Genomic DNA, 20,692 nt, shown 5'->3' with positions numbered 1-20,692 from the left:
ATCGCGCAGCGGGAAAGACGGCGAAGACGGAGGATGAATCGGATGGAGCGCATAGAAAATTTCAGATTGCTGTCGGTCCGGATTCCTTGTATTATGAAACTGAAATGACCGAATACTTCTTTTTAATGATCGAAAGAATCATTATGAATACGCGTAAACATTAATAATCAAGATTGCAATCGCAATCGGAGGAGGAAACGGGAATGGTACAGCAGCATGCAGGCGGTGGATCGGAACGGTGGATGACAGGCACTTCGACGAGCATAGCGTCGACGCTTGAGATGAACGAGATCCGGGCGGCGGGTCTGGGGGCCATCGAGCTGACCTGGCAAAAGATGAATATATTCGATCCGGAAATCAAAGCGCGGTGCGATGCAAAAATCGCTGCGGCCCGGGCGGCCGGTCTCGAGGTGTGGTCTGTTCATATTCCTTACGGGACGGACTGGGACCCATCGTCACTCGACCCGGAAGTGCGTAAAGACGTGGTCGATAAAGTGAAGCGTGTCCTTGGTTACGCGCAGGAATGGGGCGTCGGACGTGCCGTCTTTCATCCGAGCTGGGAACCGATCGCGCCGGAGGATCGCGCGCGCCGGCTGCAAATTTGCAAGGAAACGCTGAGCGTTCTGGCGGAGGAATCGGTGAAGTACGGCGTTCGTCTTGCCGTCGAATGTTTGCCCCGCACGTGCCTTGGCAACTGCGCGGACGAGATGGAATATTTGGTCGGTGATGCGCCGGCCCTGGGCATTTGCTGCGATGTAAACCATCTGTTCAAGGAGACGCCGGACCGGTTTATCGAGCGGCTTGGTTCGCGGATCGTCACGACGCATATTTCCGACAACGACGGCAACGACGAGAAGCATTGGCTGCCCGGCGACGGCGTGATCGGCTGGCGCGCGGTACTGGATGCGCTGGTTCAGGCCGGCTACGACGGAGCCTTCATGTACGAAGTAAGAAACCCCGACCCGCGCGTATTGGCGGACAACCGGGAGGCGTTGAACAAGCTGTACCGCGGAGAAGCCGGAGCGCTGCTCAAAGGCTGAGCAGACCGGCGGCAAGGAGGCTGCTGAGATGGATAATACAACATACATCGACGATCGTCTGATCGCGGTGACGGATCAAGGGTCCCGGCGCATTCTCGTATTTGATCCCGCAGGGAAAGACTGGAACGCGTCCGAAGCGCTCAAGTGGTCCTGGGCGCCGAATGCCTCGAACGGCTTTACCGACGAGCCCCAAGGATGGGGGCTTCCGTCCGACGTCAAGCTTCGAAAGAACGCCGCGCTCGGCGGCGAATCGATGATCGTGTGCGACTCGTACGGCTTGGCGGCGATCGTTCCTTACCCCGCAGGTAATGCGCGTCAATGGTCGCAGACCATTCCGGGCAACCTGCATGCGGTCGAGCTGCTGCCGGACGGCAATCTCGCGATTGCGGCCAGCACCGGAGGCTGGGTGCGGCTCTACGCTTCGTCGCAGGGACCTGATGCGGCGCAGCATGCGCATTGCGATCTGCCCGGCGCGCACGGCGTCTTGTGGGACCCGGAGGAGCGCGTGCTGTGGGCGGTCGGGGACGAATGGCTCGTAGCGCTCCGCGTAGGCGGTACGGCAAGCGAGCCGGAACTGGCGGAAGACGCGGAGCGTAAATTCCGGCTGCCGACCTTGTGGGGGCATGATCTTTATCCCGTATATGGCGATCCCGACAAGCTGTGGGTTACGACGAACACGGCCGTCTATCAGTTCTCCAAGTCAGCCCAAGCGTTCTTGACGACATACACTGGCGCCGACGAAATCAACCGGGCGCACGTGAAAGGAATCGGCAACCGGCGATCCGGTCAAGTCGCGCTAACGGCGCCCCGGAAGGGCGGGCTGTATGCGTGGACGACGGATACGGTTCATACCTATCACCCGAACGCATCCTTCTCGTTAGAAGGAGGCGCTTTCTATAAGGCGCGAATCTGGAGCGCCGAATACCAGTAGGCGAGCCGGCTGGCGCAGAAGGCGGGACATAGCTATAGCTGCCATAGCGGCACGGCGTTGCTGCTGCGAGGCGTTGCGGGCGCTGCTCGAAGCCTTGCGTGTGCTGGGAATGCTCCCATGCCGTTCTCAAGCCTCCCGCCTGTCTGTCTGCCCGCCCGCGATCACCTTGCTTTCGTCCGAACCGAGGAGGCGATGCGTACGCGATGGATACGCCAAATCCGTTAGAGCATGTGCGGTTTGTGAAGTCCCGCAACCGGGGGAAGCGAACGTGCGAGCCCGGCTGGCTGTGGGACCACCAGACGCCGTTTCACGATTACGATATTTTCTACGTCGTTTCCGGCAAAGGCGTGATGCGGCTTGGAGACGAGCTGTTTCCGTTGACGCGCAAAAGCTGCGTCGTCCTGCGCCCCGGCGATTTGCCCAAAGCGACGCAGGATGACAACGACCGGCTGGTCGTGCTTTATATGCATTTCGACATCGAGGATACGAGGCCGCGCGAAACCCGCGCGTTCCCGTTCCCTTTTCCGCGTTTTACGCAGATGAACGATAACGTGCAGGCCGAGAGCATGCTATCGCAAATGCTGGAAGCGCTGGAGTTTCCTTCGCTGTGGCAGGACTTTGAGTTCGACTGCTTAATGAAGCGTTTTTTTGTCATGCTTTACCGTCAGCACTGGAGCGACAAGGATCATCTCGGGCTGTCGGCGAAGCAGATTCAGAGCATTAAGAAAGTGATCGCGTCGATTCATGAGCAAAAGGGGAGAGACGTACACATCCCGCAGCTGGCGGAAGCGGCGCAAATGTCGCCGCAATATGTAAGCCGGCTGTTCAAACGGTATGCCGGCTGCTCGCTGAAGGCGTATATCGCACGGATCAAGCTCGACTACGCGCTGGATTTGCTCGCCCAGTCTTCTCTGACCGTGACCGAAGCGGCGCTGGAGCTCGGCTACGCGGATGTGTACGCGTTCAGCAAACGGTTCAAGGCGCTGCACGGCATGTCGCCATCGCATTATATCGCGCAGCTGCGTCCCGCGAAGCCTGCGTCGGGCGACCGGAGAAGAGCGCCGTAGCCGGAGTTTTGAAAAATATACGTCTCGGGACATCAATGTATGCCGCAATCCATTCCTTCCTTATTGGCGTTCGGGTTATGATGAAATCAATCCAGCGATAGGAGGAATGAACATGTTTAACCCGGCCGAAGATCCGAAAACCATTGCAGAGAAGCTGTATCGCTTCGATAAAACGGCGACGCACCGCATTCGCACGCCGGAGGAAGCGGATGAGCGAACGGCGGCCGCGTACAAGGAATTGGGCTACGTGGCCATTGAGGAAGTGTTGACGCAGGAGGAAGTCGAAGCGGCGCTTCAGGACATCGACGACGTGATTCACGGCCGTATCGCCGGACCGAAAATTCAATATTTTCGCGGCCGCAACGAACGGAAGGACAGCCCTGATTTCGATTCGCCGGAAGAGAGGGAGCAGGCAGTAAGGAAGCTGCATAAATTCATCGATTATTGCCCCGCGCTGCATCATATTTGCTATCATCCGAAAATTTGGAGCGTGCTGGAGAAGGTGTTTGGCGACAAACCGAGATTTTGCGAAGACCAGGCTTTGCTCAAGCCGCCCTCGAAGGACGCGGGGATCGAAAAGCCGTGGCACCAGGACATGGCGTACAACAGCTTCTCGTACGATCGGATGGTCGCCGGCGTTTGGGTCGCCTTGGACGAAGCGCTGCCGGAGAACGGCTGTATGCACGTCATTCCCCGTTCACATCGCAGCGGACCGGTACCGCATTATGCGGTACGGGATTGGCAATTATGCGACACTGTGGTGGATGTGGACAAGGATGAGATGGTACCGCTGAAGCCTGGGGGCATCCTTATATTTTCCGGTTTGCTGCATCACGGTACCCCGCCGAACTTGTCGGATAAACGCAGAAGAGCGCTGCAATTCCATTATGCGCCGGAACCCGCCGTCAAGATGACGCCTGGGGAATATAAACGGGTGTTCACCAACGAAATGACAAAGGCGGAATGCTGACACCGTCCCCCATAAAAAGTCTTTCTTAAATAAATAATGGAAGCCCGATTCGTCCCGATGCCCCTGGAGGTCATCGGTTTTTTTGTCTTTAAAAAGGATTTTAGTTCGCCGCCCAAAGTATGATATACTTATGTGGAATTTACAAAAATTTTAAAATAAATGTGGTGGAATTATGGGGGAACTGCAGGCTGCCATTCTTCACAAAGGTATGAAAGCGGTACGCCGCCTGCCTTTGGTATTGTGGTCGCTGTGGATCGTATTTTTGGTCGAGCTATTAAGCCGCGGCGGCTGGGGAGCCGCGTTGAATTGGACGGTGGCGGCCGTACCTGAAGCGGTGCTTAACGCGATGGTTGTTCTCGGGTTTATGCTGCTGCTCACGGCCATTATCGGAAGTCTCCGCACATCGTTCTGGCTGATCGCGAGCATTTGTCTGGCGTTCGGGCTGATCAGTGGAGTCAAGCTAAGTATTCTAGGCGTTCCTTTTTTGCCGTGGGACTTGCTGCTGACCAGCGAGACGAAAGACATGGCTCAATATGTAAGCGGTTTGCTAAATTTTAATGTCATTTCTGGTCTGATATGTTTTATCGCGATCAGCATGCTGCTGCTGTACAAGCTTCCCCGCGTGACGCTGCGGTTGAGGTGGAAGCAGCGCCTCATCGTCGCCATCGGATCGGCGTTGCTGTTAGTATCCATTTATAGCGACGGCACGTTATCGCTGAAGAAGGCCGTTCATATCCAGAACATCGCCTGGGATCAGACGCAGAATGTGAAGACGAACGGATTTCTGTTGACGACGCTGATGAATATCCGTTTTCTGTTCCTGAACGAGCCTGACGGTTACGACGAGAAAGTTATCAAGGAGCTTGCGTCGGACGTTAAGCCGGCCGTAGCGGTACCGGGGGAAACGAAGCCGAACATTATCGTCATTTTGAGCGAATCGTTCTTCGATGCGACCAAGCTTAAAAATATTAAGTTCAGCAAAGATCCGCTGCCGTTCTTTCACACGCTGATGGACAATTATACAAGCGGTTCCATGCTTTCCCCGCAGTTCGGCGGGGGGACGGCCAACGTAGAGTTCGAGGTGTTGACAGGCAATTCGATGGCGTTTTTGCCGCAAGGATCGATTCCGTACAACCAGTACATTGACAAAGGAATCGATTCGCTCGCCAGCATCCTGACGCGTCAAGGGTATACGGCTACGTCGATCAACCCGTTCCATTCCTGGTTTTATAACAGCAAATACGTGTATGAAAACTTCGGTTTCGGCCAGTACATTCCGCAGGAATTTTTTGAGCCGGATTACGAAGGGCCTTATATCGCGGACCGCGCGGTGGCCAAATATATTATCGAGACGAGCGAGAAAACGCCGGGCCCGAAATTTATTTTCGCCAACACGATGGAAAACCATTATCATTATTATCCCGGAAAATTCAAGGAAAATACGATTGAAGTGACAGGGCAAACCGGAAATTCCGCGGGCTTGCTCGAAACGTATGCGCAAGGCTTGCTTGGCGCGGACGACATGCTGAAACGTCTGGTCTCGCATTTCGAGAAAAGCCCGGAGCCGACGATTATCGCGTTTTTCGGCGATCATTTGCCGAGTTTGGGTGATGATTACCAGGCCTACAAGGATACGGGCTACTTGCAGGAGAATGACCCGGATTTCCTGAACAAGATGCACCGCGTTCCGGTGCTGGTTTGGAACAATTATTTGCCCAAAGAGCAAAAAGAGCGACTGGACATGAGCACGTCGTTCTTGGGACCCTACATTTTAAAGCTTGCCCAAAGACCCGGCACTTATTATACGGACTTCTTATATGACTTATATCAAAGAGTTCCGGTGCTCCCTTCGAAAAATGAATTCTCGACGCTCGGGCCGGATGCTGAGAAGATGAAAATCTACGAGAAGCTGCAGTACGATATTATGTTCGGCAAGCAGTACGGCTATATCGATTGGAAAGATAAAATTAAAAACCCGAATTATGTATTAGGACTTGGGAAACTGAATGTGCAGAACGTCGAGCTGGAGACGGCGGAAAAAGAGCCGAAGCTCAAAATCAAGGGCAGCAGCATTCCGCATGACGGCATTGTTATGATCAACGGGCAGCCCGTCGCGTCGACTTGGATCAACACGAACGAGGTATCCGCGGTGCTGACACCGCAGCTGGCCGCGGCTGCCGCGGGATCCACGCCGCTCAAAGTCGAAATTGTCGTCAAGGATTCCAAGGAGAGCGTAGTCGTCAAATCCAATGAGTATGTTCCCAACCAGGTTGTATTCAGCGGGCTGAGGAAAGAGAACGTGAAATAAAGCGAAAAGCGGCTTACGGGCCGCTTTTTTTGCGTTCAGAGGTGCTGGAAGCACGGATGTTCCACAGCTTGCGCGCGTTTTGCGCTAAGCATTCCGGACCATGCTTGTCACCCCGTAAAAACCGTGACGCAAGCTGCTGCTTTCTAGTTAGGCTTTTCTGATAGAAGGCGGCTCGTCTTTGTCAATTATTACCCCGGTCAGCATGTTTAGAAACAGCTGCACGGCCAATGTCGGAGTCACATCTTTGCGATGGATGAAGCAGGTCGGGACTCGGCCGTATGCCTCGGGCAGTTCTTGACACGACAAGGCATACAGTTGTTCGGCACGGGCGACCACGGACCGGGGCAATAGGGAAATGCCCAGTCCGGCATAGACGCAGCCAAGAATTACTTCAAGCGAGCCGAAATCCAGCGTCGCGCCTGGCGTCAGTTGCTCGGAGATAAGCCAGTTCTCCAGCTTTTTTCGATAGGAGCAGCCTTCGCGGAAAACAAGCAGCTTGCTGCTGCGCAAATCAAGTTTGCCATCGTCGTTACAGGGAAGCGGATGCTTCGAAATGAGCACCAGTGTTTCCTCAAATACGGGAAGCTGACCGAGCTCGGGATGATGTACCGGGCCGGCTACAAAAGCACCGTCCAGCTCGTAGCTGAGCACGGCTTGGATCAATGCTTCCGTCGTCCCTGTGCGAAGGGTCAAGTCGATGTCCGGGTAAGTGTTGAGATAGTCCGACAAGGCCGCCGGCAGCCGGATGGCCGCGGTCGTTTCCATCGAACCGAGCAGCAGCGGCCCGGAGGGGATTTCCGGAGCGATCATCGTCTTCTCGGCTTCGGAGAAGATGTGTGTAATCTGGTCCGCGTACGCGAGCAGATGCTTGCCTGCGGATGTTAGCGTAACCCCGTAGCGGTGCCGGTGGAACAGCGGCGTCTGAAAATGCTGCTCCAGCTTTTGCATTTTTGCCGTGACGGTTGACTGGACGAAGTTCCGCGCCTCGCCCGCTTTGGAGAAGCTGCCGAGCTTGGCAACGGTGCGGAATAAGCTGAGATCGTCGATATCCATGGTCGCCCCTCTTATATCAGGTATCGTGATTTGGCATAGCTGGTATTCGGAAATATCGTTTTACTCTATACTATAACATGATTATGATGAAGAAGAATCGCGAAATCCGCATGGCATGGAGGCGCTTATCTCTTATGAATTACGAATTGCGGCCGACACGCATATTGATTGGGGGGATCGGGGCTTTAGTCATCGCCATGGGGGTCGGCAGGTTCGCTTATACCCCGATTCTTCCTTACTTGCAGCAGGAAGCCGGCGTCACGGGCGAATTGGCCGGTTATTTGGCCTCGTCCAACTATTTGGGTTACTTGCTTGGAGCGCTGCTGGCTGGGGCGCTTGGCTGGCGCAGCAGAAAATCCGCTTCCCTCAAAGCCTTTTTGGGCATCAACATATTGACCACGCTGGCGATGGGGATGACGGAACAATATGCATTGTGGCTGCTGCTGCGCTTCGTTTCGGGTGTTACCAGCGGCCTTATTTTTGTGCTGGCCTCCAGCGTTGCGCTCGATGCATTCGCAACCGCCAAACGTCCCGGATGGTCCGGCCTGCTCTACAGCGGCGTCGGTATCGGCATTGCCGTTTCCGGCATCGTCGTGCCGATCCTCGCCGAACGGTACGGGTGGCAGGGAGCGTGGATCGGACTTGGCATTTTTGCCCTCGGTATCGGATGCTTCTCATGGCTGTGGCTGGAGGATAAAGTGTCCTCGCCAGAACGCACGACTACTTGCGAGACGAATGAATTTTCTAACGCGTTCGAAGCGAAGGCGCAGGCAAATGCAGCTTCGAGGACGCTCGACGAGACGGCAGCTCGGGAGACGGAAGGAGCGAAAGCCAGACGGCTGCTTCCTTGGCTTCTTGCATCATACGGCTGCGAAGGATTAGGATATATTATAAGCGGCACCTTCCTCGTGGCGATTGTGAAGGAGATTCCGTCGTTCGGCGCGCTCGGCGCGTTAAGCTGGGTGCTGGTCGGAACGGCGGCGATTCCTTCATCGGTCATGTGGGCCAAGATCGCCGGGAAGACAGGGAACGTCACCGCGTTATATTTGGCCTTCCTGGCGCAAATCATCGGGGTCGTTCTGCCAGTCTTCATGTTCAACGCGGCCGGCGCGCTGCTCGGAGCCGTATTGTTCGGCGCAACGTTCATGGGGATTACGACATTGTCCGTCTCCGAAGCCCGCAATTTGCTTCCGAGCCGCAGCAGTCAGGTGATCGGCTATATGACGTTCGTTTACGGTATCGGCCAAATGCTCGGGCCTGCGATCGCCGGCCGTTTCATTACGCATTTCGGCGGCTACAATGCTTCGCTGCTTTTTGCCGCATTCGCGCTGGCCTGCGGGATGTTATGCCTTGCCGTAGGCCGCGCAATGGCTTCGAACCATCCAAAAACAAGTAAAGGATGAGAAACGCATGCCTTATGTTAATATTAAAGTGACGAAAGAGCAGGAACCGATCACCCCGGAGCAAAAGCAGCGCCTGATTCAAGGCGTTACCGATCTGTTGAAGGAAGTACTGGGCCGCGGCCCCAAAACGACGGTCGTCGTAATCGACGAAATCGATATGGACAATTATGGGATCGGCGGCGAGACGGTAGCGGTCAGAAGACAACGCGGCGAGTGATTGGCCGCGCGACAAGTCCTAGCGTGCGAGCGTACGAGGATACGATTCGAATAAGTTCGTCGTCCCAATTTGCTGCATATAGCATCGGAGCGTGCACTTGTTTACGAAATCCTCCTTACAGTTAAAGACAAGGCCATTTACAAATCAAAGCTTATAGCGTAATGCCCTCCAGTCTCACAGATCGTTGTGGAGGCAGGAGGGTTGTTTTTTTGGTATCCCTGTATTTGAACCGTCTGGGTCAAGTGAGAAGTGCGCAGCCCGCGCGAACACGTGCTTGAGAAGGCGGGCGAGAATATCGTTAGTAGAGTCAGTTTAATATTGTTACGAGCTGCACACATTTTATAGTTGGACGAATCCAACTAATTATTGGACAATACCGTCTAAATCGGACACAAAACAACCGGATTATACTCGCAGTGGTGCTAGGGCAACTATTCGGAGGGCAAGGGCTTTAAATTGTTCTGAAAGGCTATTAGAATGGTAAAATAGCAACTTTCGGGCGAAAACAATGGGAATATACGTATTAATAGTTTGAACGAACCAACTAACTCCAAACACCCCCCCTTTAAGTGCCCCCCAAGAGAAAGAAGCGGGGAGAGCCGTTATCCGGCTCTCATAAGAAAAAGTAGGCGAGCTATTCTCCGACTTCGGGGAGAACGAAGAAGGCGGAGGAATCCTCAGACCTCGGGGAGAAAGAAGAAGGAGAGCAGTCCTCCGTCCCCCCGGGAGAACGAAGAAGGCAGAGCTATCCTCAGCGACCACCGGGAGGAAAGAAGTAGGAGAGTTCCCCTTTGGCTCCTGGGAGAAAGAATCACGGAACTCTGTGTCCTCCAGTGCTAGGAAACAGCCCTCGGAACCCCCGTCCCCACGTATACGAACCAGCCCCACCGACTTGCACAGCCGAAGACCACTTGGCAAGTCGGTCCGGCCCCCGCAAGCCACGCACGGCCGGACATCATGACAAAAAGGATAGCCATCCGATCGGCAACAGCCGACGAAGAAGCTATCCTGGCTTGCCTTCAAGAACGGCTGAGCCGCTTCTCGGGCATAGGTTACAGCGCATACGGGCTGATGGCCCGCCGGTTTATTTACCTGTTGATTCTGCCGAGCCTTTAGACGGATAATCCTTCTCGGTGATCACATGCAGCTCTTTTCCGTCGGATGTGATCAACAGGTTGCCGTGCAAGGCGGTCACGTAGGCGCTCTTGCTGTTTTTTTGATAATTGAGCAACTGCTTGAAATTGCTGAATTTGTTGTAGCTGATGACGGACACTTTCGGAGCGACCGTCTGCAAAAAGCTTTGCGACGAGGACGTGGTGATCCCATGATGCGGTGCATCCATGAAATCGGCGCGCAGCTGGTCGCCGTATTTCTCGACGAGCTCGACTTCCCGTTCCCGGTGAATGTCGCCGGTGAACAAGAACCGGGTATTTTTGTATGTCATCAGCAGAACGATAGAAGGATTGTTCACTTCGTCCAGCTCAAATTTGCGGATCGAACCCGGAAGCTCGCCTTTCTGCGGATTGAGAACCTTGATGTGGACGTCCTTACCCAATTGGAATTCCATGCCTGCTTCGAGAAAAGTTTGTTTTACCTTTTTGGCGTTGGCGGCTGCGATTGCGCTCGTATACGAGCTCCATTCGACAGGGCGCAGGTTCAACAGGTAAAACTGATCGACTTGCTTCGAGCGAAAGACGCTCTCGAAGCCGCCGATATGATCCGGGTGCGGATGCGTGTTGACGGCGATGTCCAGCTTTTCGACGCCCATCTGGGTCAAATAACTGACGACTTGCAGCCCGACGGCGGGAATGCCTGCATCGATCAGCATCGTCTGGCCGTCCGGCGACTGAATGACGATGCTGTCGCCGCTCGCTTCGCTATTCTGCAAATCCAGATAGCGCACGGTCAGCAACCCTTTGTAAGGCGCGGTTGCAAAGACTGCCTGTTTACGCTGCTCGGCACTCATCGCCGCCTTATCCGGGCTGCCCGATCCGGAGCTGGCTGAGGAGGCGGGAGCGGCCGAGCCGCACCCCGCTGCCAGCGCCAGCAGAACCAGTACGAGAAGCAGATGGAATAGCTGCTTATTCATTCGCGTCCTCATTTTTTCTGCTCGGACTCAATGAGTTTGTTGATCGCTTCTTCCGATTCGCGAAGCGCGGTATTGACGTCTTTCTTGCCGTTCACGTAATCGACGAAGTTGTTCACGAGCAGTCCGCGGGCTTTGCTGTAGTACATGGAGTAAGCCGGTGCGGCGGCAGGTTTGCTCTTGAAGATGCTTTGGATTTGTTTGTTCTTCAGCTCTGGCGTATCCTGCAAATAAGCGGCATTAAACTTCGGATCTTTCATGACCGGAAGCTTGCCCGCCGTCTTGGAGCTCAGCAGCTGTACCTCATCAGAGAACAGCACCTCCAGCACGCGCATCGCATCGTCCTTGTTTTTGCTTGTCTTGCTAACCGTCATGACGTGCAGGTCGTACATGCCGTACGTATTCGGGCGCTCCTTGAAGCTCGGAAACTGCACGACGTCCCAATTCAAGTCCGGCGTTTGCCGCAATCGGTCCAAAATGTTGATCGTCGACAGCATGGCGACGGTTTTGTCCTTCGTAAACCGGTCGAGCGCGCTGCCCTTCATGACATCCTTCGGCTTGTTGCCCGGCACATCATAGATGCTTTTCCCGATTTCAAATACGCGTTTGTATGCATCGTTGGCGAGCGAAGCTTTATTCGTTTTTCCATCGACGATGTTCAGCGAGAGCGGTGTCAGCAGCCGCGTCAAATAATCGGGATCGAGACCGCGGTATTCCACGCCTCCGTCGGAGCGGGATACTTTGCGCGCCGCCTCGATGGCGTCTTCCCACGTCATGCCGTCCTTCGGATAGGGCACGCCGAAGCGGTCGAAAATTTCTTTGTTGTAGTAGAGCGCGTTGAATTGCAGCATATTCGGCAGACCGATCAGCTCGCCCTTGTCCGACAGCGCTTTGATCGAATCGAGCGAGCCTGGGTCGAACCGGCCCAGATCGAACTTCATCTTCTCGGCCAGCGGCGTAATGTTATCGAACAGATCGAAATCTTTGTAGTACGGCATATTGCCGTTCCACACGGCGATGAGGTCGATTTGCTCGCCCGCCGCCATCGCTTTCTCTACATCCACCTTCGGAATGAATTCGATAGTGATGTGCGGGTATTTTTTCTTGAGGGGTTCGGCGATCAGCAGATTGAAGTCGGCCTCCGTCCAAAGCGATTGAATCTGGTACATTTTGAGCGTGACCGGTTCGAGCGGCTTGGCCGGCTCGCCGGGCTTGTCCCCAGCAGCCGCGCCGCTGTTTCCTCCGGATTTACCGCAACCGGCCAGCATAGCGGCGGTCAGCATAATCGTTAAAGTCGTTTTCATTTTCGTTCTCACGAGAAGTCAATCCCCCTAAATGGATGAAAATTCATCTTGGCTGCTCGGAATAGCACCGATACGAAATGGTCTTCCTATCGCACGATCCCACGTGCGCAGCCTCAAGATGTGGAACCTTGCGGACGACATCTTCGTAGTAAGCGGTAGCCCTTCATTCCCATGCAGCATTAGCGCAGGAAATCAGGCCATTTCAATCTCTCGGTTGGCATGGATTGTAACCGCTTAGTCCAGACGTCTTTATAGTGATCGGGGGTCCCGGTTTCCGTCCGATCTTGCGTATTCATGAATCGCTATATTACTATATGAATAGATTATATTTTACTATTGCTTATAATCAATCTAATGATTTTCGTTTTATGTAACTATTTTAAGAGATGGGGGTTTGGCATGGAAATTCGGTACGGCAATGTCTACATGACCATCACCGATCTGGAGAAAAAACTGCCGGTCTATTTGACATGCGTGGGAAAATGGAGCAATCAATATCCGCTTGAACGGGCGGACGGATTTCCCGACTATCAATGGATCCAATGTACGTCCGGGCAAGGCATTCTTGAGATGAACGGACAAAAATATACGGTCGAGGCCGGACAGGGTATGCTGCTGTTTCCGGATGTGCCGCACCGGTATTATCCGCAGATCGAGCCGTGGGAAGTGCGCTGGATGGCGTTCAATGGCACGTATGTCGGCGAAATGCTGCGTTCGCTCGAATTCAACAGCTCGCGGATCATCACCGTAGCAAGCCCCGACCCGCTGCTCAAGCATTTGTACGAGCTGCATACGACCGCTCACTCGACCGAGCCGCTCAAGAGCGTCAAATGCTCGTCGATCATTTATACCGTTATCGTCGACTTGTACCGCTACGGTACGAACGTCGATTTGCGCTCCAAGCAGCAATATTTCGAGCAGCTTTCGCCTGCCCTGCGCTTTATTGAAAGCCATTACAATGAAGCGATTACATTGAACGATCTCGCTTCCAGGCTGTCCGTCAGCCCGCAGCATACATGCGTCTTGTTTCAGATGACGCTGGGCCTCAGACCGTTTGAATACATCACCGGGGTGCGGCTGAGCAAAGCCAAGGAGCTGCTGCACCGCGAGCCGAATCTGGACATCGGGGAGCTGGCGGGAAAGGTCGGGTACGAAAGCACGAGTTATTTTATCAAGGTGTTCAAACGGATAGAGGGCGTAACGCCAGGCGATTTCCGCAAGCGTTTCCATAACAGGCGGGAATAAGCATCGGCAGGAAACGGGGACAGGACGCGTAAAGATGGGAGCAATCGAGGATACGTAAGGATGGAAAAAGTGATAAGGACGTAGATGGAGATTCGGAAGCGATATGGCAAGGCCGTGCTGCGTCATATGCCTTGCATTCCCGCTACGTCGCTCAGATCGGCGAGAATGCGGGTGCGTTCGCGCATAAAAAAAGACGCTCCCCCATAACCGCGACTCGTCCGGTGCGGCGGTCAGGAAAACGTCTTCGGGAATGCCGCTTCATGAAGGAGCTGCGGTTCGTCCAAGGCCATCCGAACGATACAAGCCGGTTCTATCGCTAGTCCGTGCCTTCGCCGGAGCGGCTGGAAGACGCGAGCTGCTGGCCAAGCGGCGTAACGACGCCGTCCATGCTGACGGTATTTTTCTCGCGGTGATATGCATCCAGTCCTTGTTCGCCTTTCTGTGCCGCCCATTTCAACAGCGTCTCGCGCTCGCCCTCGTACGAAAAGAAGGGGACACTGAAGCCGCAGGACGTTTTGACGGTGTGAATGTCGGCATAAATGATTTGGCGGGCGCCGGGGAGCGGTTCGAAGTGCGGAATAAGGCGGTCCCATTCCGGCGTAGAGGGCAGGATCACGCGCCCTTTACCATAAAGACGCAGGATCATCGGCGCTCCTTCGAATGCCATGAACATCAGCGTGATGCGGTCTTGCTTGGTCAAATGCGCGCTCGTCTCGTTGCCGCTGCCGGTCAAATCGAGGTACGCAACTTCTGTGGGCGAGAAGATGCGGAAGACGTCATGCCCTTTGGGCGAAATGTTGACATGGCCTTCCGCCATCGCTGAGCCGACAAAGAAAATGCGCTGTTGCTTAATAAACGCTTCATGCTCCGGAAGCATCGCCGGAAACTGCTTTCCCATGCAAACCACCTCATCGCTATGGATTTATGGAATGGCTTCATTATGGGATATCGTTCCGGATTTGTGAAGTATATATTTCCGCACAAACCTATAGGCTATGCCTATAACTGTCTCGCTGCATCCGTGAAGTCCGGCGGCAAGGAGACAGACAAGCGTTCCTGCTCAGCCTCGCCGTTTCAGCACATATTTGCCGTAGCGGACCGGGTTGGCGTAAGAATCGTAAAAAGTCGACCCCATTCCCGCCTTCATGAAGCTGTACCGCTGGTCACGGCAGTTGAGCTCGATGAAATACGGCTTCCCCTTGCGGTTCACCCCGATGTCCAGACCTACGTCCGCAAGCCGGTGCAGCCGCTTGCTCAAAAATTTCGTGATCCGCAGCGACAGTTGCTTGACGGAATCGGAGGCACTTTGCGGATGGGGAAGCGATCGGAACAAAGAGGTGCATTTCTTCGCTTTGCCGCCGCGGGCCAGATTCGTCACGTGGCTTCCTTTTCTCGCTACCTTGCCGACGATCCCGGTGACATGCCAGTTCCCGTCGCCGCTCCGCTGAACGCTGACTCGAATATCGAACGGTTTACCCTTGTATTTGGCCAGGGCGATGCCTTCCTGGATCAAGTACGGCTTCCGCTTGGCCTTCTGGTGAACGATCTTCCTCGCGGATTCCTTCGTCCCCGCATGCTTCCGTCCTGGCAGCTGCGCCACCCATCGACCGTTACCGCTCCGCGAAAGCTTCATAATGCCGTCGCCGACGCTGCCCTTTTGAGGCTTGACGTAAAGGCTGTCGAACTTTTTCATCATACGCTTCAGGTTGGACTTGGAGTAGTTGGCCGTGCGCGGGAGGTTCGCGCTGAATGCGCTTTTCAGCATCTTATGAATGCGGTATTTGGAGTAACGGTTGCAGCCGTTAAACACATAGGAGATGCGGCTTAGCCGGCTCAAGTTTTTTCTGGACCGGCCGGAGCTCGGGAAGGTGCGGTTATGGATGGCGCGGGGTATGCGCACCTTGCCGTACACGTACTTTCCGCGAGCGTACGTCCAGCCGTACGCCGTGCCTTGTCCCGGGTTCATATGGTTCAGACTGAGATAGACCGGTTTGACGCCGCAGGCCGATGCGGCTTTGTTGTAGAGCGGTATTCTTTCGGTGCCCGTGCGTTTTTTGCGCAAATTGCGGAACACCCGGTCGTCAACCAAGATTCCTATGCTTTTCATCGTTATCCCCCACAGTCAGAGTCGTACCATATCATACGCAGCCAGAGCCGCAATGGGGATACGAATCATGAGGATTGGGCCGGGGAAGATAGTGCAATGCCAGTAGAGTGAACCTAAAATAGGCTGCGTGCCGAATCGGGCGGATAAGCACTCCCTCGTGGGGTTCGACCGACTACCGCGGAGCACCGCAACGTGCGCTAGGGATTCGTGTACGCCGGGAAATTACGCTGCCGGGAGAGGGCGGGTCATAGGCGCAGGGAAGAGGCTCAGCGGGCGGAGCGCTGATGGACCGTGCCTTCACCGACCCGAAAATTTTATTGTTTTGCTTCTTCCGTTCGCAAGCGGATTCTAGTAAAATATTGGAATGCGGCTAAGCGAAGTAAGTATTCGAAATAGAGATTAAGCGCTTAACCTATTTATTTTGTCGGCTCAGTCATCGGAGTACTACCGCACTATCGCACTATCGCAAGCGGCACAGCCGCACGAGAGCCGAGTACCGAATGCTGCAGCGGGTTGTTATTTATTTATTTATTTATTTATTCATTCAGGAGGGGATATGGATGGTTCAATTTCGCAGTGCGCGCCCTGAAGATATTCCTGCCATGGTCGCGCTGTCGGACCGCGTCTTCCGCAAGCCGTATCAGACGTCGATGGGCGAGGCGTATTCGCTTCTGTTCTCGGAGGAAAATGCCGGCAATATGCTGGTTGCGGAGGAATCCGGCCAGATCGTGACGGTCGTCGGTCTGCTGCCGTCCGAAATTCATATCGCCGGATGCACGCTTCGCGTGCTGAGCATGGGCTCCGTCTGTACGGATGCGGACCATCGGGGCAAAGATTACGCCGGCTCGCTGGTCAGAATGGCGATCGAGAAGTGCGAGCGCGAGGACGTTCACTTGCTGCTCGTGTCCGGCAACCGGACGCTTTACCGCAGGAACGGCTGCTATGAGGCGGGGCTGATCCGCCAATTTACGCTTACGGCGGAACAAGCCCGTCAGGCGGCTGGGCACGGGGCCAGTCTGGCCGAGACGATGGATTACGTCGAAGCGAGAGATCTTGAGCCGATGCTTCGCATCGCGAGCAGCGGGCCTGCCCGCTACGTGCGGACGAAGGCACAGTTTGCCCGGCTGATTCGCGGGGCCGCCGTATGCAGCAACGGCGCGATGACGCAGCGGATCGCCGTTCGACGAAGCGGGGAAGAGACGCTGGCCTATGTCGTATATGGCTTGCCAAGTGATCACGAACCGGGCCGGACCCCGTTCGTGATCGAGTACGCCGGCGCCGACCAGGCGGTGCTGGAGCTGCTGCGAGATGTGATGGAACAGCATCGACTGGAGCGGCTTCGCGTTTCCGCGGGGGGAGAACGCAGCGCACTCGGCGAAGCGCTGGCGTCGTCGGGAGCTGCGCTGCGGTGCGAGCCGATTCCGGGAACGATTCGCGTGACCGATCTGACTTCTGTATGGCAGTCGCTCGTGCCTTACATTCAGGAGCAGTTGGGAGTGGAGACTGCAGCGCAGTTGAGCTGCACGCGCCATGGCGACGGGCAGTACCGCATCGCTTGCGGCGAAGAATGGATCACGCTCGACGCCCGAGGGGTGTTGACACTGCTGTTCGGCGGAGCGCCTTGGCATGCGGGAGATACGCTTGGCCCGCTGCTTGCGAAGCTGTTTCCGCTGCCTTTCGTGAACCCGAACAATTTGAATTACGTTTGAATGCCGGCCTTTCTGCATCTTTGCATGGATCGGAAAAATTGCGGTTGACAACTCCGCTGCCCGTAACTAGAATTAGCGGTAATGGGATGGTTAACCGCTTACCCAATCGTGGTGGTGACAGTCCCGCTGCATCAATCGGTATCGCGTATCCGGTTCTCCAGGAAGCGCTCAGACCGATGAGCTGCGGGAATGACAGCTATCATATAATGCGAGCGTTTACACGAACCGCTTTATCGGACGCCGGCGGAGGGCCAGGATCGGGTCTCCACCGCCGGTCCGGCAGCGGGAAGCATATTGTGCGCGCCCATAGGGTAAGGGTAGCCATACAAAGACAGCGCATTCACGGAGGAATAACGCTCCTTTTCGAACGAATGGGGAGAAGAGGCGCGTTTCGCGCCGTGAATGACGCCATGCGGAGGGACAAGGCATGAAGGAAAGCATTTTATCGTTAACAGGGCTGCAATGGAAAGAGATTCGGTCAGGGGAAGCGCTGGAGGCGGAGTTCGAGCTGCGCCAAGCGGGTTTCGTGGAAATGAACATGACCGCGCGTTCGGAAAGCGACTGGCGCATCGCCGATAACGAGGCTTCTGTGCTGCGAATGACGCTGAACGGCGAGTATAATCAGGATTGCGTGCTGTTTTACGGCGATCGGCCTTTGACGTACACGAGGCTGCTAGGGGCTCTGAAGCCGGGGGCATATCGGCTGCGGTTCGAATTCAGCGAGCAGCTGTCTTCTCCCCAGGTTCGCAGAGCTTTTATCGATTCCGTCGAGCTGCTGCGGATCGGCGTCGATTCCGAGCTATACGAGATTTACCGTCATGCGCCGGTGCTGTACGGGCGCAACTTGTACAGCCCGCATGACAGCCGGTATACGGATACGCCGCTGCTGCTGTTTTATTGGGAAGAGCCGCGCGAAGACGGCCGGATGATCGAATACCAGATCATGTTCAGCCATGAGGACGAAGGGACGCCGACGCCGCTGCTGATGAGCAAGTGGGGCCGGACGACCGATATCGAGTGGGTGTACCGCGTCTTTGTGGATGCTGACGGCAGTGTGCGTCACGCGGAGTTTCAAGGACCGCATCACAAGACGACCGCGCACCGGGGGAACACGCTGATGGGCGGGCATCCGGTGCTGCAAGTGGCGACGGCCAACGGGATGGTGCACGACGAGGTAACGTCGGCATACCGGTTTCTGTTCCCGCCGATTCACCGCTGGCGCCCGGAGCGCGAGCCCCGCGAGCGGGTCATGGACGCATTTCCATTTACATATCAGGTGACCGCTTGGGAGATGCTGCGGCAGTTTCCGATGGAGCAGCCGCACGTGCTTAATTCGTTTCAATTGACGGACCTGCGTCATTACCTTTATGTGCAAACGGCGAAGCAGACGATCGATCCGAAGGTGAAGACGTCCATCGATATCCAGGTGAAGCTGAAAGGCGTCAGCGGCTGGTTCTCAGGCAGCTTCGGCGACTTGAAGCACGGCAACTTCCGCTGCGCCTACGACGGGCCTTATTCGCAGTTTTCCACGACGGTGAAGCTGCCGCCGGGAACAGGCTACGCGGACATCGAGGAAATATGCGCCGTATGGCTGCCCGGAGGCGAGGAGCAGGTCGTCGTGCCGGAATTCAAAGCCATGTTCCTGGACGCCGACTATTTGCCGCAGCCCGCTGTGCGCAGCGACTCCCCGGTGACGGTGACGAAGGCGCAGCCGAGACAGACGCTGTGGCGGGGGGAAGGGCGATGAACACGCTGCTTCAAGTCGGAGGGACGGTGACGTCCGGATGCTCGCAGAGCCATATTACGTATACGGTGCATCTTCGAGATACGATCGAAGAGCTGCATGCGGAATTCGCCTATGAACCGAAGACGCTGGAGGACGACGAGAAGGCGAAATCGCTGATCGACGAAGGGCTGCAGCGCTATATATTGCCGGAGTCCCAAGCGTCCTACATGAGCAACTGGCAAAGCTACCTGCCGCTCAAAAATTTAATGACGCTCTCGTTCGACGACGAGAACGGCTTCCGTGGAGCCGGGCATCGCCATGATCCGGAGCAGCATCTTGTCATTGCGTCAGGAAAAGCGTCGCCGGGCCTCATTCCCGGGCCGCTGCCGCGCGGCCAGCTGCGCATCACGATCTCGCTGCACTGCATCGTAACCGAAACATGCCGCTACCGGCTTCACGTATGGGAAGGGGGAGACGGCGATGAACGAACCGATGCTGCGCTGGCTTCCATTTGAGCTGCACACGCACACGTTTCACAGCGACGGCAAGCAGACGCTTCTGGAGCTTGCGGAAGGGGCGAGAGCGCTTGGCTTCGCCGGCATCGCGCTGACGGATCATAATACGATGACAGGTCTTGCGGACAAGGAGACAGTCAGCGGACAAACCGGCGTCGGCATTATTCCCGGTCTGGAATGGACGACGTTCTTCGGGCATATGGTAACGCTAGGGATTCGCGAGTATGTCGATTGGCGCAATCTGAGCCCGTTTCATCTGCATCGCGGGATCGAGGAAGTACACCGGCAGGGCGGGCTGGCCGGCATCGCGCATCCGTTCCGCGTCGGAAGCCCGATGTGCACCGGCTGCTTTTGGGAATTCGAGGTATCGGATTGGCGGGAAATCGATTATATTGAAGTATGGTCGGGTTTGTTTCCGTCGATTCAACGCAACAACGCGCGGGCGTTTGCCTTATGGACCGATTTGCTGAACCGCGGGTACCGCATCGCCGCCACCAGCGGCAGAGACTGGCATGTCCCGGGACCGGTCGCGGAACCGGTATCGGCCACCTTCCTCGGGATAGCCGGCGAAGCGGACAGCTCGTCAACGCGGGCGCTTCCTGGTGCGGCGGTAGATGCGCTGCGCAGGGGAGCTGCGTCCATCTCGATGGGCCCGCTTCCGCTTGTGTCCGTGCGCACGGAAGACGGGAGCGGCGCCGCAGTCATCGGCGAAGCGCTCGGACGGCCGCAAGACGGACTGCGGCCAGTGGTCATTGCCTCGCTCGCCGTTGATTTTACGGTGCGTGACGGGCTGTGGGAGCTGCAGAAGCCGGCGGTCGAGCTGCGCTTGAACAGCAATCGGGGCGTGTTTGCGGCTTGCGAGCTGTCCCGCGAACGCCCGGAGGCGGCCAGCGAAGTCGACGTAAGCGGCGTCAGCTGGGTTCGCGGAGAGCTGTACGGCGTCATGCATGGCGTTCATACGATGATCGGATTCACGAACCCGATTTATTTTGACATCTATTGAACTTGAAG

17 protein-coding genes are annotated in these 20,692 nt (G+C 55.7%); 12 read left to right on the top strand and 5 right to left on the bottom strand.

Translation table 11 applies throughout. From position 1 onward, the window contains the following. The first annotated feature begins 203 nt into the window (after positions 1-203). From KXG62_RS11005 to KXG62_RS10985, 5 genes are all read left to right on the top strand, one after another. Entirely contained in the window at positions 204-1,040 is an 837-nt protein-coding gene (locus tag KXG62_RS11005) for a sugar phosphate isomerase/epimerase family protein (RefSeq protein WP_218091999.1), read from the top strand. Positions 1,041-1,068: 28 nt separating this feature from the next. Further along, on the top strand, positions 1,069-1,971 hold the full coding sequence (locus KXG62_RS11000) for a DUF6528 family protein (RefSeq protein ID WP_218091998.1): 903 nt from the start codon (positions 1,069-1,071) through the stop codon (positions 1,969-1,971). Positions 1,972-2,174: 203 nt separating this feature from the next. After that, positions 2,175-3,038 carry an AraC family transcriptional regulator gene (locus KXG62_RS10995; protein ID WP_218091997.1) on the top strand — a complete coding sequence of 288 codons (864 nt, stop codon included), beginning with the start codon at positions 2,175-2,177 and terminating at the stop codon, positions 3,036-3,038. Between the two features lie 112 nt (positions 3,039-3,150). Then, positions 3,151-4,008 (top strand): phytanoyl-CoA dioxygenase family protein, encoded by an 858-nt coding sequence (locus tag KXG62_RS10990; protein ID WP_218091996.1) that lies wholly within the window; start codon positions 3,151-3,153, stop codon positions 4,006-4,008. Between the two features lie 172 nt (positions 4,009-4,180). Next, entirely contained in the window at positions 4,181-6,316 is a 2,136-nt protein-coding gene (locus tag KXG62_RS10985; protein WP_218091995.1) for an LTA synthase family protein, read from the top strand. A 147-nt stretch (positions 6,317-6,463) separates the two neighbouring features. Here the strand turns inward: KXG62_RS10985 and KXG62_RS10980 are convergent, their stop codons facing one another. Beyond that, positions 6,464-7,369 (bottom strand): LysR family transcriptional regulator, encoded by a 906-nt coding sequence (locus tag KXG62_RS10980; RefSeq protein WP_218091994.1) that lies wholly within the window; start codon positions 7,367-7,369, stop codon positions 6,464-6,466. A gap of 134 nt (positions 7,370-7,503) precedes the next feature. Here KXG62_RS10980 and KXG62_RS10975 point away from each other — a divergent pair, with 134 nt between their 5' ends. Continuing rightward, positions 7,504-8,772, top strand: coding sequence for a YbfB/YjiJ family MFS transporter (locus KXG62_RS10975; protein ID WP_218091993.1), 1,269 nt, complete (start codon positions 7,504-7,506; stop codon positions 8,770-8,772). Between the two features lie 7 nt (positions 8,773-8,779). Beyond that, a complete protein-coding gene (locus KXG62_RS10970; RefSeq protein ID WP_218091992.1) occupies positions 8,780-8,989 on the top strand; it encodes a tautomerase family protein in 210 nt (69 codons plus the stop codon). A 1,084-nt stretch (positions 8,990-10,073) separates the two neighbouring features. Here the strand turns inward: KXG62_RS10970 and KXG62_RS10965 are convergent. Both KXG62_RS10965 and KXG62_RS10960 read right to left on the bottom strand, forming a co-directional pair. Further along, entirely contained in the window at positions 10,074-11,078 is a 1,005-nt protein-coding gene (locus KXG62_RS10965) for a ComEC/Rec2 family competence protein (protein ID WP_218091991.1), read from the bottom strand. Positions 11,079-11,086: 8 nt separating this feature from the next. Next, complete coding sequence (locus KXG62_RS10960) at positions 11,087-12,391, bottom strand: ABC transporter substrate-binding protein (protein ID WP_218091990.1); 1,305 nt, start codon at positions 12,389-12,391, stop codon at positions 11,087-11,089. Positions 12,392-12,778: 387 nt separating this feature from the next. Here KXG62_RS10960 and KXG62_RS10955 point away from each other — a divergent pair, with 387 nt between their 5' ends. Next, entirely contained in the window at positions 12,779-13,624 is an 846-nt protein-coding gene (locus tag KXG62_RS10955) for an AraC family transcriptional regulator (RefSeq protein WP_218091989.1), read from the top strand. 316 nt (positions 13,625-13,940) lie between these two features. Here the strand turns inward: KXG62_RS10955 and KXG62_RS10950 are convergent, their stop codons facing one another. Both KXG62_RS10950 and KXG62_RS10945 read right to left on the bottom strand, forming a co-directional pair. Next, complete coding sequence (locus KXG62_RS10950) at positions 13,941-14,522, bottom strand: pyridoxamine 5'-phosphate oxidase family protein (protein WP_218091988.1); 582 nt, start codon at positions 14,520-14,522, stop codon at positions 13,941-13,943. 162 nt (positions 14,523-14,684) lie between these two features. Continuing rightward, positions 14,685-15,731 carry a YheC/YheD family endospore coat-associated protein gene (locus tag KXG62_RS10945; protein ID WP_218091987.1) on the bottom strand — a complete coding sequence of 349 codons (1,047 nt, stop codon included), beginning with the start codon at positions 15,729-15,731 and terminating at the stop codon, positions 14,685-14,687. Positions 15,732-16,291: 560 nt separating this feature from the next. On the opposite strand from KXG62_RS10945, the gene KXG62_RS10940 reads away from it, so the two are divergent. The 4 genes from KXG62_RS10940 to KXG62_RS10925 all read left to right on the top strand — a co-directional run bounded on the left by KXG62_RS10940 (position 16,292) and on the right by KXG62_RS10925 (position 20,684). Continuing rightward, the gene (locus tag KXG62_RS10940; RefSeq protein WP_218091986.1) at positions 16,292-17,440 is read left to right on the top strand and encodes a GNAT family N-acetyltransferase; all 1,149 of its coding nucleotides are present in this window, start codon (positions 16,292-16,294) and stop codon (positions 17,438-17,440) included. A gap of 427 nt (positions 17,441-17,867) precedes the next feature. Continuing rightward, positions 17,868-19,187, top strand: a complete 1,320-nt coding sequence (locus tag KXG62_RS10935) for a hypothetical protein (protein ID WP_218091985.1) — start codon at positions 17,868-17,870, stop codon at positions 19,185-19,187. Then, entirely contained in the window at positions 19,184-19,681 is a 498-nt protein-coding gene (locus tag KXG62_RS10930; RefSeq protein WP_218091984.1) for a hypothetical protein, read from the top strand. Before KXG62_RS10935 ends, KXG62_RS10930 begins: the two co-directional genes overlap by 4 nt. Further along, on the top strand, positions 19,647-20,684 hold the full coding sequence (locus KXG62_RS10925) for a CehA/McbA family metallohydrolase (protein ID WP_246627391.1): 1,038 nt from the start codon (positions 19,647-19,649) through the stop codon (positions 20,682-20,684). The genes KXG62_RS10930 and KXG62_RS10925 overlap by 35 nt, the downstream gene beginning before the upstream one ends. Positions 20,685-20,692: the final 8 nt, after the last annotated feature.

Origin of the sequence: Paenibacillus solanacearum (assembly GCF_910593845.1) — a bacterium.
Taxonomy (GTDB): Bacteria; Bacillota; Bacilli; order Paenibacillales; family NBRC-103111; genus Paenibacillus_G; species Paenibacillus_G solanacearum.
The sequence above is the reverse complement of the archived record's forward strand: the minus strand, read 5'-3'. Positions and strand labels throughout refer to the sequence as shown.

What these genes read in the sequence shown, in the direction of transcription:
- KXG62_RS11005 (WP_218091999.1), top strand. Translation starts at nt 204, where the DNA reads ATGGTACAGCAGCATGCAGGCGGTGGATCGGAACGGTGGATGACAGGC.
- KXG62_RS11000 (WP_218091998.1), top strand. Translation starts at nt 1,069, where the DNA reads ATGGATAATACAACATACATCGACGATCGTCTGATCGCGGTGACGGAT.
- KXG62_RS10995 (WP_218091997.1), top strand. Translation starts at nt 2,175, where the DNA reads ATGGATACGCCAAATCCGTTAGAGCATGTGCGGTTTGTGAAGTCCCGC.
- KXG62_RS10990 (WP_218091996.1), top strand. Translation starts at nt 3,151, where the DNA reads ATGTTTAACCCGGCCGAAGATCCGAAAACCATTGCAGAGAAGCTGTAT.
- KXG62_RS10985 (WP_218091995.1), top strand. Translation starts at nt 4,181, where the DNA reads ATGGGGGAACTGCAGGCTGCCATTCTTCACAAAGGTATGAAAGCGGTA.
- KXG62_RS10980 (WP_218091994.1), bottom strand. Translation starts at nt 7,369, where the DNA reads ATGGATATCGACGATCTCAGCTTATTCCGCACCGTTGCCAAGCTCGGC.
- KXG62_RS10975 (WP_218091993.1), top strand. Translation starts at nt 7,504, where the DNA reads ATGAATTACGAATTGCGGCCGACACGCATATTGATTGGGGGGATCGGG.
- KXG62_RS10970 (WP_218091992.1), top strand. Translation starts at nt 8,780, where the DNA reads ATGCCTTATGTTAATATTAAAGTGACGAAAGAGCAGGAACCGATCACC.
- KXG62_RS10965 (WP_218091991.1), bottom strand. Translation starts at nt 11,078, where the DNA reads ATGAATAAGCAGCTATTCCATCTGCTTCTCGTACTGGTTCTGCTGGCG.
- KXG62_RS10955 (WP_218091989.1), top strand. Translation starts at nt 12,779, where the DNA reads ATGGAAATTCGGTACGGCAATGTCTACATGACCATCACCGATCTGGAG.
- KXG62_RS10950 (WP_218091988.1), bottom strand. Translation starts at nt 14,522, where the DNA reads ATGGGAAAGCAGTTTCCGGCGATGCTTCCGGAGCATGAAGCGTTTATT.
- KXG62_RS10945 (WP_218091987.1), bottom strand. Translation starts at nt 15,731, where the DNA reads ATGAAAAGCATAGGAATCTTGGTTGACGACCGGGTGTTCCGCAATTTG.
- KXG62_RS10940 (WP_218091986.1), top strand. Translation starts at nt 16,292, where the DNA reads ATGGTTCAATTTCGCAGTGCGCGCCCTGAAGATATTCCTGCCATGGTC.
- KXG62_RS10935 (WP_218091985.1), top strand. Translation starts at nt 17,868, where the DNA reads ATGAAGGAAAGCATTTTATCGTTAACAGGGCTGCAATGGAAAGAGATT.
- KXG62_RS10930 (WP_218091984.1), top strand. Translation starts at nt 19,184, where the DNA reads ATGAACACGCTGCTTCAAGTCGGAGGGACGGTGACGTCCGGATGCTCG.
- KXG62_RS10925 (WP_246627391.1), top strand. Translation starts at nt 19,647, where the DNA reads ATGAACGAACCGATGCTGCGCTGGCTTCCATTTGAGCTGCACACGCAC.